The sequence below is a fragment of the Massilia phyllosphaerae genome, from assembly GCF_034659755.1.
Classification (GTDB): Bacteria; Pseudomonadota; Gammaproteobacteria; order Burkholderiales; family Burkholderiaceae_D; genus Telluria; species Telluria phyllosphaerae.
In genome coordinates this window covers 55,999-72,927 of sequence record NZ_JAXSQX010000002.1, presented here as the reverse complement: position 1 = coordinate 72,927, position 16,929 = coordinate 55,999, and the positions used below count along the sequence as shown (strand labels likewise).

At 65.5% G+C, this 16,929-nt stretch carries 20 protein-coding genes; all 20 read left to right on the top strand.

Translation table 11 applies throughout. The features are described 5' to 3' along the window. Positions 1-14 precede the first annotated feature (14 nt). The 20 genes from U1H99_RS08470 to U1H99_RS08375 all read left to right on the top strand — a co-directional run bounded on the left by U1H99_RS08470 (position 15) and on the right by U1H99_RS08375 (position 16,922). Positions 15-401 (top strand): hypothetical protein, encoded by a 387-nt coding sequence (locus U1H99_RS08470; RefSeq protein WP_323141296.1) that lies wholly within the window; start codon positions 15-17, stop codon positions 399-401. A 232-nt stretch (positions 402-633) separates the two neighbouring features. Continuing rightward, positions 634-2,778 (top strand): portal protein, encoded by a 2,145-nt coding sequence (locus U1H99_RS08465; protein WP_323141295.1) that lies wholly within the window; start codon positions 634-636, stop codon positions 2,776-2,778. A 146-nt stretch (positions 2,779-2,924) separates the two neighbouring features. Beyond that, positions 2,925-3,863 (top strand): hypothetical protein, encoded by a 939-nt coding sequence (locus U1H99_RS08460; protein ID WP_323141294.1) that lies wholly within the window; start codon positions 2,925-2,927, stop codon positions 3,861-3,863. 160 nt (positions 3,864-4,023) lie between these two features. Next, positions 4,024-5,325 (top strand): P22 phage major capsid protein family protein, encoded by a 1,302-nt coding sequence (locus U1H99_RS08455; protein WP_323141293.1) that lies wholly within the window; start codon positions 4,024-4,026, stop codon positions 5,323-5,325. A 79-nt stretch (positions 5,326-5,404) separates the two neighbouring features. Further along, complete coding sequence (locus U1H99_RS08450; protein ID WP_323141292.1) at positions 5,405-5,785, top strand: hypothetical protein; 381 nt, start codon at positions 5,405-5,407, stop codon at positions 5,783-5,785. 9 nt (positions 5,786-5,794) lie between these two features. After that, positions 5,795-6,094, top strand: coding sequence for a hypothetical protein (locus U1H99_RS08445; protein ID WP_323141291.1), 300 nt, complete (start codon positions 5,795-5,797; stop codon positions 6,092-6,094). 2 nt (positions 6,095-6,096) lie between these two features. Then, positions 6,097-6,564, top strand: coding sequence for a hypothetical protein (locus U1H99_RS08440; RefSeq protein WP_323141290.1), 468 nt, complete (start codon positions 6,097-6,099; stop codon positions 6,562-6,564). A gap of 7 nt (positions 6,565-6,571) precedes the next feature. Continuing rightward, a complete protein-coding gene (locus U1H99_RS08435) occupies positions 6,572-7,774 on the top strand; it encodes a LamG-like jellyroll fold domain-containing protein (protein WP_323141289.1) in 1,203 nt (400 codons plus the stop codon). A 10-nt stretch (positions 7,775-7,784) separates the two neighbouring features. Then, positions 7,785-8,105, top strand: coding sequence for a hypothetical protein (locus tag U1H99_RS08430; protein WP_323141288.1), 321 nt, complete (start codon positions 7,785-7,787; stop codon positions 8,103-8,105). A gap of 2 nt (positions 8,106-8,107) precedes the next feature. After that, positions 8,108-8,593: a packaged DNA stabilization gp4 family protein gene (locus tag U1H99_RS08425; protein ID WP_323141287.1), complete on the top strand. Its 486-nt coding sequence runs from the start codon at positions 8,108-8,110 to the stop codon at positions 8,591-8,593. A 2-nt stretch (positions 8,594-8,595) separates the two neighbouring features. After that, on the top strand, positions 8,596-9,057 hold the full coding sequence (locus tag U1H99_RS08420) for a hypothetical protein (protein WP_323141286.1): 462 nt from the start codon (positions 8,596-8,598) through the stop codon (positions 9,055-9,057). 3 nt (positions 9,058-9,060) lie between these two features. Then, a complete protein-coding gene (locus U1H99_RS08415; protein WP_323141285.1) occupies positions 9,061-9,366 on the top strand; it encodes a hypothetical protein in 306 nt (101 codons plus the stop codon). A 1-nt stretch (position 9,367) separates the two neighbouring features. After that, positions 9,368-9,841, top strand: a complete 474-nt coding sequence (locus tag U1H99_RS08410) for a hypothetical protein (protein WP_323141284.1) — start codon at positions 9,368-9,370, stop codon at positions 9,839-9,841. Position 9,842: 1 nt separating this feature from the next. Then, positions 9,843-11,270, top strand: coding sequence for a packaged DNA stabilization protein (locus U1H99_RS08405; RefSeq protein WP_323141283.1), 1,428 nt, complete (start codon positions 9,843-9,845; stop codon positions 11,268-11,270). Next, positions 11,263-11,631, top strand: coding sequence for a hypothetical protein (locus U1H99_RS08400; RefSeq protein WP_323141282.1), 369 nt, complete (start codon positions 11,263-11,265; stop codon positions 11,629-11,631). The genes U1H99_RS08405 and U1H99_RS08400 overlap by 8 nt, the downstream gene beginning before the upstream one ends. A gap of 3 nt (positions 11,632-11,634) precedes the next feature. Next, the gene (locus U1H99_RS08395; protein WP_323141281.1) at positions 11,635-11,985 is read left to right on the top strand and encodes a hypothetical protein; all 351 of its coding nucleotides are present in this window, start codon (positions 11,635-11,637) and stop codon (positions 11,983-11,985) included. A 125-nt stretch (positions 11,986-12,110) separates the two neighbouring features. Continuing rightward, positions 12,111-12,575, top strand: coding sequence for a GNAT family N-acetyltransferase (locus U1H99_RS08390; RefSeq protein WP_323141280.1), 465 nt, complete (start codon positions 12,111-12,113; stop codon positions 12,573-12,575). Beyond that, a complete protein-coding gene (locus U1H99_RS08385) occupies positions 12,572-13,183 on the top strand; it encodes a P22-gp17 family phage DNA ejection protein (protein WP_323141279.1) in 612 nt (203 codons plus the stop codon). Before U1H99_RS08390 ends, U1H99_RS08385 begins: the two co-directional genes overlap by 4 nt. Next, positions 13,183-14,838, top strand: a complete 1,656-nt coding sequence (locus U1H99_RS08380; protein WP_323141278.1) for a hypothetical protein — start codon at positions 13,183-13,185, stop codon at positions 14,836-14,838. Before U1H99_RS08385 ends, U1H99_RS08380 begins: the two co-directional genes overlap by 1 nt. Continuing rightward, complete coding sequence (locus tag U1H99_RS08375; protein ID WP_323141277.1) at positions 14,838-16,922, top strand: hypothetical protein; 2,085 nt, start codon at positions 14,838-14,840, stop codon at positions 16,920-16,922. Before U1H99_RS08380 ends, U1H99_RS08375 begins: the two co-directional genes overlap by 1 nt. The last annotated feature ends 7 nt before the right edge of the window (positions 16,923-16,929 follow it).

The following is a 16,929-nucleotide window of genomic DNA, read 5'->3' as shown; positions in this document are numbered from 1 at the left end:
ATGACAACGGAGGGATGATGCACGACGACGAGAGCCACGACGACCTGGACGAGCTACCGGCCCGCCCGCACAAGGTGATCCCGGCCGCCGACCGCGAGTTGCTGGAGCTGGCCGGGCGCGCACTCGGCGCCGTGCGGGTCGAGGATGTCGAGGGCGAGCAGTGGCTGAACCTGCACTTCGAGGATGGCACCGTGGCGCACGGCTGGAACCCGCTGCTGTTCTACGGCGACACGTTTGAGCTGGCGGTGCGGTTGAAGCTGTACATCTCGAGCGAGCATGACCAGGCGTCCGTACTCGATCAGCGCACGCATCTGGCATGCGAGCTGTATGGCGACGATCCTACGGCCGCGACCGCCCGCGCCGTCGTCCGCGCTGCTGCCGAAGTAGGCAAGGCCATGTAATGAATAAAGATGACGAAGAAGCAATTAGACTTTGCTTTATGGTAGGACTGTGTGTCTCCCTCTTCCTCATTGCGATCACGGCTCTTGTGCCATAATCACCACGCACGTCTGGCGGCGTTACGAGAGCGCTGGCCGGAATGACGGCCCGGAAAGACGGGCATCAAACAATCTATTTCCCCACCGCATGTGATAGCTGTAGACTATCGGAAATTAATTCCGACAGGAATCAGCTATGTCCCGACCCAGCAAGGCCGAGCGCGACCGCGCGAAGCACGACTTCTTCCTCCGCGACTTCGACAAGATCCAGGCCGCCACGCGCGACGTTCGCATCCAGTCGCTGGCCGACCGCCGCTTCTGCTGGATTCCGGGCGCACAGTGGGAAGGCGCCGTCGGCGAAGCATTTGCAAACAAGCCACGCTTCGAACTTAACAAAGTTGCATTGGCTGTGTTGCGCGTCATCAACGAGTACCGCAACAACCGCATCACGGTCGGGTTCGTGGCCAAGGACGGCAGCGACGAGGACGAGCTGGCGGACACCTGCGCCGGCCTGTACCGCGCCGACGAGCAGGCCAGCGGCGGTCAGAACGCCTACGACAACTGCTTCGAGGAAGGCACCACGGGCGGCATGGGCGCAATCCGCCTGATGGCCCGCTACGAAAACGAGAACGACGACAGCGACACTCGGCAGCGCATCGCGATCAAGACCGTGCACGAGGCTGACAGTTGCGTGTTCTTTAGCCTGGACGGCAAGGAATACGACAAGTCGGACGCGCGCCGGTGCTACCTGCTGATCAGCATGACGCCGGACGACTATGAGAAGGAATTCGGTCACAGCCCGGCCAGTTGGCCCAAGGACATTACCCAATCGGAATACGACTGGCACACGCCCGACGTGGTGTGGGTGGCCGAGGTCTACGAGATCGAGGAGCAGACCAAGCTCGTGCACACCTTCCAAGGGCTGGCCCTGGGCGACGGCGAAGCCGACACCATGGAGGTCAGCGACCAGGAGCTGCAGGACGATCCGGACAAGCGCGCCGAGCTGGAGGCCACCGGCTTCCGCCTGCTGCGCAGCAAACGCGTCAAGGTGCGCAAGGTCCACAAGTGGATCATGTCCGGTGGCGGCATCCTGTCCGACGAGGGCTACATTGCCGGCACCTGCATCCCCATCGTGCCGTTCTACGGCAAGCACATGTACATCGACGGCATCGAGCGCTTCCAGGGCCACGTGCGCCTGGCGCGCGACGCGCAGACGCTGGTGAACATGCTGCACAGCTGGCTGGCCGAGATGGCTACCCGCTTCGACATCGAGAAGCCCATCCTGACCCCCGAGCAGATCGGCGAGCATGCCACCATGTGGGCGCAGGACGCCATCGAGAAGTACCCCTACCTGCTCATCAACCCGATCACCGACCCGGTGTCGCAGCAGCAGATCATCGCCCCCGTCGCCTACACCAAGGCCCCGAACTTACCGCCAGCGATGGCCGCGCTCGCCCAGTTGGCCGGCCAGGCGCTGGAAGACATGCTGGGCAACCAGCAGGCCGGCGAGCAGCTGCAGCCGAACCAGTCGGGCAAGGCCGTGGAGCTGATCCAGCAGCGCCTCGACATGCAGGTCTTCATCTACATCGACAACTTCAAGAAGACGATCAAGCGCCTGGGCGAGGTCTGGCAGAGCATGGCCAAGGACCTGCTGGTCGAGGAAGGCCGCCGCATGAAGACGGTCGACCACACCGACAAGAAAGGCATGGTCGAGCTGTTCAAGCCGATGATCGACCGGAAGACCGGCGCGCACTATCTGGCGAACGACATGTCGGCCGCGAACTTCGACGTGGAACCGGACGTCGGCCCGTCGTCGGTCAGCCGCAAGGCCGCGCTGGTCCGCCAGCTGATCGAGATCCTGCAGATGACGCAGGACCCTGAAACCGTCACCGTGATCACCTCGATGATCCTGATGAATCTGGAAGGCGAAGGCATGGGCGATCTGCGCGCGTTCTACCGCCGCAAGCTGGTCAAGATGGGCGTGCTGGAGCCGACCGAGGAAGAGAAGCAGCAGCTGGAAGCCGAGGCGCAGCAGGCCGCCCAGCAGCCACCGAGCGCGCAGGACCAGTACTTCATGGCCGGCGCGCAGAACCAGGCGGCCGACGCTGCGAAGAAGCAGGCCGACACCGTGCTCACCGCGGCGAAGGTCGAGCAAACCAAGGCGCAGACCGAAAAGGCGCGCGCCGACGCTATCGCGGCACTGGCCAGCATCGGCGACGCACAGGCGGCGCATGCGCTGCGGGTCCTGCAGCACACCGACGGCCAGGCCCTGGCGCGCGAGCAGATGGCCCAGCAGCAGGCGCAGCAGGCGCAACCGGTAGGCGAACAGCCAGCCCAGTAACAATTACTGCCTTTCCGCCACATCACAGCAATAAATTTCGTCAATCTGTGTTGTGCTGAAAATAGTTTCCGTCTATCATTTTGCTCATTGGAATTTGTTGCGCCTATCGACGATCAACCCCGGGGACCTGAATGTACAAAAGCTGGATGTGGAAACAACGCTCGTTCCGCGAGCAGTTCCAGAGCGATGAGCATGCCGGCGCCGCCGGCAGTGCCGTCGTGGCCGATGACGCGCATGTGGACGATCAGGACGACGCGCCTGCCGACGGCACCCCGGGCGATGACGCGAACGCCAGCGCCGACGACCAGCCGGCCGATGCCGACGATGAAATGGTCATCACCCTGGGTGACGAAGCCCCAGCCCCGACCGAGGAAGATCAGCTGGAGCTGTCGCCGCACCAGAACGCCGCCTGGGCGCGCATGCGCAAGACCGAGCGCGAACTGAAGCAGCGCGTGCGCGAGCTCGAGCAGCTGACCCAAGCCGGTCAGCAGCAGGCGGCGCCGAAGGTCGACGAGGTCGGCCCGGAACCGACGCTGGAAGGCTGCGACTTCGATGCCGAGGCGTACGCCGAAGCAAAGGTCGCGCACGCTGAGAAGAAGCGCACCGCAGAAACCAAGGCCGCCGCGGCGCGCCAAGAACAGGAAGCTGCGCAGGCCGAGTGGACGAAGACCCAGCGCGATTACCGCAGCGCCGCCAGCGCCCTGAAGGTCAACGGCTTCGAGGATGCGGAAGCCGCCGTCACCGCGGTGCTGAGCCCGACCCAGATCGGCATCATGCTGCAGGCCGCAAGCCCGCAATCGGCAGCGCAGTTGGTCGCCGCCCTGGGCCGCGCCCCGGCCGAACTCAAGAAGCTGGCCGACATCAAGAACCCGATCAAGTACACCGTCGCCGTGGCCGAGCTGGTCGGCAAGCTGAAGGTGGCGCCGAAGAAGCAGGCGCCGCCGGCCGAACGTCAGCTGCGCTCGAGCGCGGGCGGTGCAACCGGCGTCGACAATACGCTGGCGAAGTTGCAGGCCGATGCGGACAAGAGCGGTGATCGCTCGAAGGTCGCGGCCTATCTGCGCAAGCAGAGACAAGCGGCGTAAGTCGCCGCGAGGGGACTGCGTCAAACGCCCCCACCACGGATTCGCCCTACCTACGGGCAGATGCAGTATCCCAGTGGCCCCCGTCCGGCCGGAAACGGATGAGTGAAGCAGCAAGCGGCATCGACCGCAATTCTCTCAACCGTTTTCATAGGAGGCCATTGTGCCCACCGCATTTAGCAAACAAGAAACCGTCTTCTTCGACGAACTCCTGGCCGGCTTCGACGACGGCCTGGTCCTCGGCCGCAACGTCTCCCACTACACTGCCGACGCGGCCACCCTGGAGCGCTCGCAGGGTACCGCCATCTGGCGCCCGGTCCCGTACGTCTCGGTGTCCGTCGACGGCGCCGCCGGCGTCGACATCTCGGCATCGTTCGCCGACGTCACCCAGCTGAGCGTCCCGATTGGCCTGGGCTTCGACAAGTCCGTGCCCTGGAAGATGACCAGCAACGACCTGAACGACCCGCAGCAGCGCGACCGCAAGATGAAGTCGGCCATGCAGCGCCTCGGTACCGACATCAACGTCGCCTGCGCGAACATCGCCTGCCTGCAAGGCTCGCTGGTGGTCAAGCGCAACACCGCGGCGTCGGGCTTCGATGACCTGGCCGCAGCCAATTCGCTGATGGTCGAGCAAGGTCTGGTCGGCGACGACGGCCGCCTAGTGTCGATCCTGCACGCCCGCGATTACAACAGCATGGCCAGCGCCCTGGCGAAACCGGCCACCTCGGCCAACCCGAAGGTGAACACCGCCTACGAAAAGGCCTACGTCGGCAATGTGTCCGGCTTCGAAACCTTCAAGGCCGACTACACCTACAGCCTGGGCGCGGCAACCGCTACCGGCGTCGTGTTCAACGGCGCGAACCAGTACTACACCCCGAAAGCGACCAGCAAGGCTCTCAGCGGTGAAGAGCAGAACGTCGACAACCGCTACCAGGTCGTATCCCTGACCGTGGGCGGCGGCGCGATCAAGGTCGGCGACGCGTTCGTGGTCGCTGGCGTCAACGCGCTGCACCACATCCAGAAAGGCGATACCCGCCAGTCGAAGACCTTCCGCATCGTCGGCCAGCAGACCGGCGCGGCCGGCGGCACCGGCACCTACCTGATCACCCCGCCGATCATCTCGGCGCAAGGCGGTACCCAGGTGGAGAAGGAATACCAGAACGTGACCGCGACCCCGGCCAACGGCGCCGCCGTGACCTTCCTGAACACCCAGGCTTGCAACGTCTCGCCGTTCTGGGACGAGCGCGCCATTGAGTTGCTGCCGGGCCGCAACGGCATCGACGAAGGCCTCACCGCATCGGGTGCCGGCTACATGCGCGGCACCACCGAGCTGGGCATCGAAGTGATCATGTACAAGGCCTTCAACATCAACACGAAGCAGTACTTCTATCGCTGCGACACCCGCTTCGGCGTGGGCGCCACGAACCCGGAAATGATGGGCGTCGTGCTGTTCAACCAGACCTGATTTCAGGTTGTCTCCTCCCCCGGGAAACCGGGCTTTACGGCCCGCCACATGCGGGCCTTTTTCTTCATAGGGAGTCAGCATGACTATCGGATCATCGACCGAGCTGCGCAATGCGCGCTTGGCGGCCCGCGCAAGTACCGTCGGCAGCGCCGGCAAGCTGCGCATCTACAACGGCGCGCGCCCTGCCACCGGCGGCGCCGCGACCACGCTGCTGGCCGAGTTCACGCTCGGCAGCCCGTTCGCACCTGCGCCGAGCAACGCTGTGCAATCGCCCACCCTGCCGGCAGCCGTCAATGCTTCGGCCAGCGGCACCGCGACCTGGTTCCGCATCACCAAAAGCGACGGTACTTTCGTCGAAGATGGTGACGTCGGCCAGGAAATGACCCTCAACACCACCACGATCACGGCCGGCCTGCAGGTGCAGGTGACCAGCTGGTCGATCACCGGTGGCAACCCGTAAGGACACGACATGAGCTATTCCGAAATCTACTCCGCCGCCATCGATGCCACCTTCCAGGGCCGCTGTCAGGTCGCCATGTGGTGCGCTGCGCAAAATGTCGCGGATGAAGATCCGGCGGTGAAAGACCACCAAGCGCGCACCGATTGGGCCACTCGCGTGCTGCAGGACCGCGCGAATATCACGCCGCGCCAGCTGGCCATGCAGGTGTTGCGCAACCCCTCGATCTCGGGCAGTCCGGCAACGGCGACTGACGCTGATATCCAGTACCAGGTGAACTCGATCCTGCCCTGCCTGATTGCGATCGGCTGATCATGACTACTGCAAAACTGGCACAGGGCACGCGGACCCAACTTACCGGGGCTGGGAATGCAATCAATAGCCTAGCGAGTGGCGCGTACGTCGCGCTGGGTACGATCACGCACAATAACGCTAGCAAGACACCGCTGGAATGCCTGATCGAGTTGACCGTAACCCCCGGTGCTGTAGCCGGAAACAAGCAGGCGGTACTTTTTGCGCAGGTGTCTCTCGATGGCGCAGCCTTCAGCAGCGGACCTGCAAGCGGCACCACGACCACAGATGAGGCGAACCTCGTCTACGTCGGCACCCTGCCCTTGAATAGCAGCGGCGCCCAGCAGCGCGGCGTGTTTCCACTCTCGGTGCCAAACGGCGGGGTGCTGCCGTTCGCGACAAGGCTGATCTTGAAAAACGACAGCGGCGCTGCGTTCTCCACGAGCGGGAACGACGTCTATTCGCTCGATGTCTCTGGCGATCTGACCTGAGGCACCCATGCCCACTCTCTCGCTGCCTGCGCGCTACACCCAGCAACCGCCACCTTCGGCCCCAGTCGACGCCGGGAACCGGATCTCGCGCGGCCTGACGTTCGCGAAGAGCAATCCGGGAAGTGGAGCGCGGGCAGCTCGAGGCGTATCCAACCCGACGGCGCCGCTGACAACAGAAATCAAGCGGCGTGGGCTGAGCACGCGCTTCACCGGGTATGGCGGCGGCACCGTCGACACTCTTGGCAACATTGGCAAGAGTCCACAGGGCACTGTGCTGGTACTGCACCAGTCGACGCTGCTGCCGCCCAATGGCGGCTTCCCGAACCCCGGCTACTCGCACGTGCTGGCCGCCACCATTTCCGGCGCGACGTCGGCCAATGGCTGGCTGCTGATGCTGGGTAACGGGAATGGCTACCTGCAGTTCAGGGCGTTTGACGCCAGCGACAACGGTACCCAGGTGGCCGGAGCGGACGGAACGGTACCGCTGAATGACGGCAAGCCGCACACCACGGTCGCAACATGGGACCTCACATCTGGGGGTGCGCTCGCTACCTATGTCGACGGGATACCATACGCGACTGCTAACGTTTCGTCTCCGGCTTCGTCGGCCCAGCCAATGCGCATTGGCGGCAGTCGCGAAACGCAGCAGTTTTGGGGCAAGCTGGACGGCAATATATACCTCGTGCTGGTCTGGGATCGCATCCTTACGCCGCGAGAGATACGCACTGTTTCCGGAAACCCTTGGCAAGTTTTCGCTGCACCACGCCGCCTGTTGTGGGCAGCAGCAACCCAGGCTTCCGCTGCAGCTTTGGCCTGGACCGAGGCCGGCGACGCAACCTCGATCACTACCCTGCTGACGAACAACGCGGCTACCGCTTGGATGGAAGGCGGCGAGTCAGCGTCCATTGCCAGCGTCGTGACCGACCGTGGCGCCCTGTCGTGGACCGAGCAAGGGGATGCGCAAACGATCACGGTTGCCGCCGCATCCCCGCCCATGGCGGTCGCCGCAGCCCTCTTGTGGGCCGAGGCCGATGATAGTGCATCGCTCGTCGCCCGCCTTACCAACCGTGCCGCCGTTGCAATCACAGAGCAGGGCGATGCCTGGGCGCTGAGTGCTTATGCCGAGCGCCCGCCGGTCATCAACCTGACCGTGCGCTTCAACGTCCTGCCGCGCGACTTCCGCACCAAAATTACCCACTTTTCCAACTGAGGAGCAGCACATGAACAGCAACGAATTCCCGCGCATGGTGTACCAGGCCGGCGGCACCGAGGAGATCCACGGCGGCCGCTTCGCGACCCGTGTCGCGCATGACGCCGAAGAGCTGGACGCTGCTCTGGCCGACGGCTGGCACCTGACCACGGACGAGGCGCGCGCGCCGAAGGAAGAGGTCGCGCCGCCGGCGCCGGCCGACGACACCGCCCCGCCGACCCGCGCCGAACTGGAAGCCAAGGCCACCGAGCTGAGTATCGAATTCTCGCCGCGCATCGGTGACGCCAAGCTGTTCGAGCGCATCGAAGCCGCGCTGGCTCCGAAGGCCTGATCATGTGGACAAAGCAGCAGCTGGTCGAGAAGGCATTCCTCGTCATCGGGCTGGCCAGTTACACCTATGACATCCCGCCGGAGCTGATGGAAGCCGCCCTGCAGGACCTCGACACCATGATGGCGTCGTGGGCCAGCAAGGGCATCAACCTCGGCTACCTGCTGCCGGCCATCCCGGACGACTCGAATCTGGACGATGCCTCGGGCATTCCGGACGATGCCGTCGAGCCGGTCTACATGAACCTGGCTGTGAAGCTCGCGCCCGGCCGTGGCAAGACGCTGGCGGCCGAGACGAAGCTGTCGGCCAAGCAGGGTTTCGACCGGCTGCTGGGCGTAGCCGCGCGAGCCGCCGCGCGCCAGGTGCCGATGCCGAACACGATGCCGCGCGGCGCCGGTAACAAGCCGTGGCGCGGCTGCAGCCCCTTCTTCCCCGGTGCTGCCGACACGCTGGATGTTGCCGGCGGCGGCGACGCCATCACCACGAGCTGACCATGCCGACTATCGACCAACTTTCCCAGGCCGGCAGCATCGGCGACGCCGACGAGCTGGCGGTGTTCTCGAAACAGAACGGCGCCACGCGCAAGGCAACCGTTGCCCAGCTGGCCGACGCCGTGCTGGTAGCAATCGAGGGCGCGCCCGACGAAACGATCTATAGCCTGACCACAGACGGCAACAGCTTCACCGTGGCCGTGCTGCCGGAGACACCGGGCGGCAGCGCCTGGGCGCTGATCACCCTGTCGATTCCCGCGCCCGCAGGAACGATCATCCTGCCTGGCGCCGACGACCGCGCGCACGGCCAGGAAGTGCTGGTCACCTGCACGCAGGCCGTAGCCGCCCTGACCTTCAACGGCAGCGGCGCCGCCGTCGCCGGCGCGCCCGCCAACCTGGCCGCCAACGGCTTTTTCCGCCTGCGCTTCGACAGCATTTCAAACACCTGGTACCGGATCGGATAAACCATGACCATCAAACAACCTTTCTTCCCGCATTACGGCTCGAATCAGGCACTCGCCGCCGGTGCTGCCGCTACTGCGGCCACCATCAGCCATCAGGCCAAGCAGATGCGGGTGGTGAACACCGGCGCGAACATCGGCTATTTCCGGACGTACGACAGCGGCGGCGGCAATGCGCCGCAGGCGACCGCCGCCGACTACCCGGTGCCGCCAGGCGCGGGGGCCATCGTCAGCAAGATCGGGCATAACGCCATTTCGGTGCTCTCGCCGGCCGGCACCACGCTGCAGGTGATGACGGGAGAGGGATTCTGAAATGGCCGACTTCGGTTTCGGCGGCATGCCGTCGATGACGCAGCTGCGTGCGCTGCTGACGAATTCCAGCCCGGCGCCGGAAGCGGTTGCCGCCGCACCAGGTGCTGGCCAGTTCGCCGCGCGAGACGATCACAAACACGAGCGCCTGTCTTCGGTGACCGTGCAGACGCTCGGCGCAAACGGCGACCAGACCATCACCTTTACCCGTAGCTTCGCCAGCATGCCAGGCGTGATGTGCACCGCCTACAAGCCCAGCGACAACCTGCCGGTCACCTTCGAAGTGAAAAGCTGGGTGCAGGATGCGCAGGGCAACTACTCCGGGTGCGTGATCCACGGCAGTAAGGCGCAGACGCTACCCACCGTGATCGCCCTGCTGAGCGCACTGGTCGGCTTCAACATCTTTGCCGGTAACGCCGTCGGCACGCAGTTTTCCTGCATCGCCATCCAGGCATCGAACATCCAGCCCTCGAACTGATATGCAAATACCCATCCTCTCCGGTGTGTACACCAGCGAAACTTCGGACTTCCGCGTCAGCTACCCGCGCAACATGCAGCCGGTGCCGCGTGCGCAGGGGATCAGCAACGGCTACCTGCGCCCGGGCGAAGGCATCACGCAAGTGGGCGCTGGCCCTGGCGTTGATCGCGGCGGCATCGTATGGAACGATACCTGCTACCGCGTGATGGGCAACAGCCTGGTGCAGGTCAATGCCGACGGCAGTGTGGCCGACCTGGGCTACGTCGCCGGCGAAGGGCAATGCAGCTTCGATTACTCATTCGACCGTCTGGCGATCGCCGGCGGCGGCTACCTGTACTACTCGACCGGCAGCGCGCCGGTGCAGGTGACAGATCCCGACCTGGGCCTGGTGCTGGACGTGATGTGGCGCGACGGGTATTTCGTGACCACGGACGGCACATCGCTGGTGGCGACGGACCTGAAGGACCCGACGGCCGTCAATCCGCTGCACTACGGCAGCAGCGAAGCCGACCCGGACCCGATCAAGTGCAGCCTGACGGCCCGCGCCGGCGAGTTCTACGCGGTCAACCGATACACCATCGAGATGATGGAGAACGTCGGCGGCGCCGGCTTCCCGTTCGCCCGGGTTGCGGGCGCGCAGATCAACCGCGGCGCGGTCGGCACACACGCGGCGACCATCTTCAAGGTCGAGGGCGCCGACCAGATCGTGTTCCTTGGCGGCGGCCGTACGAAAAAGAGCGCGGAGCCGCCGGCCGTCTGGATCGGCAACAACGGCAGCAGCCAGAAGCTGTCCACCAGCGAAATCGACAAGGTGCTGCGCTCCTACAGCGACGCGCAGCTAGCCGAGGCCGTGCTCGAGACACGGCTGTCCGATACGCATGCCCTGCTCTACGTGCACCTGCCCGACCAGACCCTCGTGTACGACGCCGCAGCATCTGGCGTGGTTCAGGAGCCGGTGTGGTTCACGCTCGATTCCGGCCTGGCCGACCGCGCCACGTACCGCGCGCGCAACCTGGTGTGGTGTTACGGCCGCTGGTTGTGTGGCGACCCAACGTCGAGCGCCCTGGGCCAGCTCGATGAAACCATCTCCACGCACTACGGCCAGGTGATTGGCTGGGAGTTCGGTACCGGCATCGTGTACAACACCGGATTCGGCGCCATCTTCCACGAGCTCGAGCTCGTGGCCCTGCCCGGCCGCGTGCCGCTGGGCGCAGATCCGGTTGTCTGGACATCCTACTCGGTCGACGGCGAAACTTGGAGCCAGGAGCGCTCGGTACGCGCTGGGCGCCAGGGCCAGACCACGAAGCGCCTGAAGTGGCTCGGGCAGGGATCGATGGAGCAGTGGCGCATCCAGCGCTTCCGCGGGACCAGCGACGCCCACATCGCATTCGCGCGCCTTGAGGCGCAGCTGGAGCCGCTGAATGTCTAAACTCGACCGCCGCGTGCTGGCGCAGTTCCTGCCGAACCCGCAGGCCATCGCCGCATTCGAGAGGATGGCCAGCGACGTGAACGAGGCGCTGCCAGAAGCCACCGCCACGGCGCAGGACACAGCCGACCAGGCGTACACCATCGCCACGGTCGCCAAGTCGAACGCCGAATCGCTCCGGCCACTGCTCGACATGCTGCTGACCATGATGCAGACGGCGCGCAGCGATCGAGCGCTGATCGTCGCTCTTGGGCACCGCGTCACCGAACTCGAAACCCGGATTCTCGCACTCCAGCGCAGCGTCAACACCGAGCCGCTGCGCCGGCAACTCAACGACCTTCAAGCCCTACAAATAAAGAGGTAAAACATGGCCCTGACGATCCTGCAACTTTTCTCGCCGACCCAGCTGCCCACCGCTGTCGCTGTGCTGTACGCCATGCCCGACGCGGCATCCCAGCCGACCGCGGTGTTGAAGAACGGGCGCATCCGCCTGTCGAACGCTTCCTCGACCGCCGCTGTGCCGGTGACGCTCTACGCGGCGCCCGCTGCCACTGCGTCCGGCCCGTCCAACTGCTGCTTCCCATCGCAGAGCATTGCCCCCAACAGCTACCTCGACGTCGACATTCCGACGCTGAAGGCGGGCGATACCCTGCGCGCTGTCGCGGGCACCGCGAACATGGTTACAGCGCACGAGATGGGCGGCGTGTTGTACTCGTGATAGCTACTATCTATCCTGCTTGCAATTTCCTATAGGATATTTCTATAATGCAGCATTGCCCAATTTTGCGGCATAGCTGAGACCCAGGCACCCAGCGGCCATGAACCCCCTGACGGGAGTATTTCATGCCGCTGCTGGACCTCCAGCCCCTCTCCGACCAAGGCGCCCTCGCGCCGCTGTTCCTCGATCCGTACATCGCCCGCGTGGGTCATGACGACCGGCCTGCCGCGCCGATCGATCACCCGCACGTCCACTACCTGGGCGCGCGCGTCGACGGCGAGCTAGTCGGCGCGTTCATGGTCATCGAATCCGGCTTCGTCGAGGTCGACGTGCATGCACTGCTCACGCGCCGTGCACTGCCGCATTCCCGCGCCCTGGGCCGCCTGTGCCTGGCCCAAGCCTTCGCCAATCCAGAAATCCAGCGCGTCACTGCCTACGTGATCGAAGGGCTGTCCACCGCGCGCAACTACTGCCGAAAGCTCGGCTTCAAGGACGAAGGGGCGCGGCGCCAGGCCTGCCGCAAAGGCGGCCGCCTGCTCGACGTCCACATCCTCGGCATCACCCGCATTGAATGGAAGGAATCCCAATGAGTTTTATTGGCAAGGCCGTCGGCTATCTGACAGGCGCACACGACCAGGCCGAGGCGATCCAGAGCGGCGCGCAAACGCAAGCCGCCAGCGCCGACAAGGGCATCGCGTTCCAGCAACAGGCGTTGGACCAGTTCACCAAGACCCTGGCGCCGTACGTCAATGCCGGCTACGGCGCACTGACCGGCCAACAGGATCTGCTCGGCGTGAACGGCGCAGGCGCGCAGGGTTCGGCTATCGCCAACATTCAGGCGTCGCCGCAGTACCAGGCACTTAGCCAGTCCGGACAAGACGCGATCCTGGCGAATGCCTCAGCCACCGGCGGCCTGCGCGGCGGGAACGTGCAAGCGGCGCTGGGCCAGTTCCAGCCAGCCCTGCTGTCGTCACTGATCGACCAGCAGTACTCGCGCCTCGGCGGCCTGACCCAACTCGGCCAGGCCTCGGCAGCCGGTGTCGGCTCGGCTGGCTTGAACACCGCATCGAACGTATCTGGACTGCTCCAGCAGCAGGGGGCGGCACTGGCCGGCGGCCAGATCGCGCAAGGCAGCGTGGCGCGCCAGGGCTTCGGTGACCTGCTGAAAATCGGCAGCACGATCGCGGGGGCATTCTGATGGACCCGATCAACTACCTGGCGATGGTGCCTCAGCAGGACTTCCTGCGCGACATCCAAGGTGGCCTGCAGCTCGGCGCCGGCTTCCGAGAAGCACAGCAGCTACGCGATGCCCGCGATCTGGCGCTCCAGCAGAAGCAGGTGGCCATGCAGCGGCAGCAACAGTACCAGAGCGACGTGAGCGCCGCCCTGACCGCGCCGCGCGACCAGCAGGCACAGCTGTTCTCAGCGCTGGCCCTTCGCAATCCCGACCAGTACGAGGCCATCACCAAATCGTGGGGCGCTATGTCGGCCGAGCAGCAGAAAAGTGAGCTGCGCGACACCTTCACGATCGCGTCGGCGCTGCACGCGGACCGGCCCGACCTGGCCCTGTCGCAAATCAACGAGCGCATCACCGCGGCGAAGAACAGCAACCAGCCGACGCAGGACCTGGAAGCGCTGCGCGGCCTGGTCGAGAAAGACCCGAAAGCGGCATATGGCCAGGTGCTCCACATCGCCAGCGTTCTGCCTGGCGGTAAGGATGTGCTGGCCAACCTGCAGTCGATCGGCCAGGAGCAGCGCGCCGCCGCGGAATCCGACGTGAAGGTGACTGGCGGCCAGGCCGACAACGCCCAAAAGGCCATCGGCATCGTCGGCCAGACCCTGGGCTCACTGCAAGGTAAGGGCGCCAAGCCAGCGCAGGCCTACACCGCCATCAAGTCGCTGCAGTCGCGCGGCCTGCTGTCGGCCGACGATGCTGCGGCGCTGCGCGAGTCGGTGCCGACCGATGTCAAAGCGCTCGACGCCTGGTTCGGCCAGCAGCGTGACGCCGGCATCAAGGCGGATGACCAGAAGAAATACACGACGCCGGATGCGAACGCGCGCCTGTCGGCCGATACCCAGATCCGCACCACCAGCATGAACAACGCCACCCAGCTGGCCGTGCAGGATCGCATCGCGGCGCGCCAGGACGCTAAAGCTGACACCGAAGCTAGCCTCGACAGCGACACCCTGCGCTCGATGGCCGAGCAGTACGTGGACGGAGGTGACAAGACGGTGCTGCAGAACCTCGGCCGCGGCGCCCAAGGCTCCGCCAACTTGGTCGCGCTGCGCGCCGAAATCACCAAGGTGGCAAAGGAACGAGGCTTGAGCGGTTCGCAGATCGCCGCGAAGCTGGCCGACTATCAGGGCCTGACCGCAGGTATTCGCACCAGTGCGCAGATCAGCGCACGTGTCGAGAACGCCATTTCGGAAGCCAAGGAACTGGCACCGCTGGCGATCGCGGCCGGGCGCGATGTGTCCCGCTCTGGCTTCCTGCCGTTCGGCAAGGCACAGATCATGTTCAACACGCAGACCAACGATCCTGCGCTGAAGAAGTTCGCCACCGCGAACAACGGCCTGGTGACCGCATATGCCGGCGCCATGTCGCGCGGCCAGAAGCCGACGCAGGCCTTGTTCGACCACGCGCAGAAGATGCTGTCCGAGGCACAGGACCAGAAATCGTACGAAGCAGCGGTCAGTCAGATGTACGCGGAAATGGATGCTGCGTCGCGCGCGCCGCAGAAGGTGCGCGAGCACCTACGTGGCGAAATCGGCGGCAGCCATGGCGCCACGACCGTGCTGAACCCGGTTGCAGCTCCCGCCATTCCGGCCGGCTGGTCCGTGAAGGAGCACTGATGCCGACCTTCGAATTTACCTCGCCGGACGGCAAAAAGTACAGTGTCGACGGCCCGCCGGGCGCGACCAAGGAACAGGCCTTCCAGGTGCTGCAGACCCGCCTCGGCAATGGACAGCCTCAGAACGAAGCCGATCGCCTGCCGGATGGCAGCATGGGCGTGCCGCTTGACGGCGGTCGCAACGTCGGCGCGCCGGATACCCGGTCCTTGAAAGACAAGGCCGTCGGGGCTGGCGAGACCGCACTGTCGCTGCTTACGGGCGCGACCGGCGGCACGCTGGGCATGCTGGGCGGCACCGTCAAAGGCGTGGCCGGCGCGATCATGGATGGCACATTCGGCACCGCGAAGGGTGCGAACCAGATCGAGCAGGCTGCTAGTGAAGGCGCAAGCGCCCTCACGTACCAGCCGCGCACGGAAGCCGGCCAGGAATACACCGGTGCTGCTGGCGAGGCGCTGGCCGCCGCGCTGCCCGTGACGGTGATGCCGGAACTGGCCGCCGTCGGCCGTGGCGCCGCCGCTGGCGCCAAGTCGGTTCGCGAGGTCGCGCGCGGCACTGCGCCGGCGCTGGATGCGGCGGATGCCGCTGCAGTTGCTGGCAAGACCGGGCGGCTGCGCGACGTGGTGACGGCGCCGAAGGGTTCGCCCGAAGCGCCGGTCGTGTCGCAGATCCGCAAGGTGTCGCCAGCGATCGCCGACCGTGTACAGCGTACGCTGGCCCGTAACCCTGACCCTGCGCCCACAGGAGGCACCCGCGGCAGTGTCGGCGCCGCCGGCACGGACATGGCCACCCAGCGCGCCCAGGTGGCGGACAAGGTAGGCGTGGACCTGACGCTGGGCCAGGCCACGCGCGATCAGCAGCAGCTACGCTTCGAGCAGGAAACGGCGAAGGGTGAAGGTGGCGCCGCGCTGCGAGAACGCTATTCCGACCAGAACGAACAGGTGCTCAAGCACTTCGACAACCTGGTCGACCAGACCGGCAAGGAGACGCCCGACCTCGCCGGCACCGGTCGCTCAGTCGACGGCGGCCTACGCGCCGGCCTGGATTACGACAAGGGCCGCGTACGCGTGGCGTACAAGCAGGCCGAGAAATCCGCCGAGGGCGCGGCGCCCGTCACGCTGGATGACGCCATCGCCTTCCTCAACGACAGCGCGCCCGACGCCGCCGTGTCACCGCTGCTGGACGTGGCGCGCAAGCGCGCGGTACGCCTGGGCGCTGCTGTGGAAGACGCCGACGGCAACCTGGTGGCGCAGCCGACCACGGTCAAAAACGCCGAATTGTTACGCCGCGCGATTGGCAACGCTACCGACTTCGAACCGACCAACATCCGCAACTCGGCCATCCTGAAAGGAGCGATCGACGGCGCGACCGAGCCGGCCATCGGCCCGCTGTACCGCCAGGCACGCCGCCTGCGCGAGAACCTGGCGAAGAAATACGAGGACCGCGGGGTCGTCGCGTCGCTGCTGAGCAACAAACGCGGCATGGCTGACCGTAAGGTCGCGATCGCCGACGTGTTCGAGCATTCCATCCTGAATGCCAGCCGCGAGGACGTGTCGGCCGTGCGCCGCGCGCTTACCCATGGCAAGGAAGCCCCGGCCGAACTGCGCGCCATGGGCGACCAGGCGTGGCGCGACCTGCAGGGCGAGACAATGAACTGGATCAAGGACCAGGCGTTCGCCAATAGCGCGACCGATGGGCGCGGCAACGTGATCCTGTCGGTGCCGAAGCTGGACAAGGCCATCAAGCGCCTGGACGCTGACGGCCGCCTGCAAGCCCTATTCGGCAAGCAGGGCGCAGCGCACCTGCGTGACCTCAACGACCTTGCCAAGGTCATTTACACCACGCCACCGGGCGCCGTGAACACGTCGAACACGGCCAGCGTGCTGCTGGCGGCATTTGCGGAAGCCGGCGTCACCGGCTCCATGACCGGACTGCCGGTACCGGTGCTGTCGACGCTGCGCGTGCTCTCCAAGCAGGTCAAGAACCGCCAGCTGCAAAAGCGCATCGAGATCGCGCTTACCCGCGGCCGCGCCACATCCCGAAACAACCCGCCGCCGGCGCGCCCGGCCAGCGCAACGCTGCACTGACCAAGGA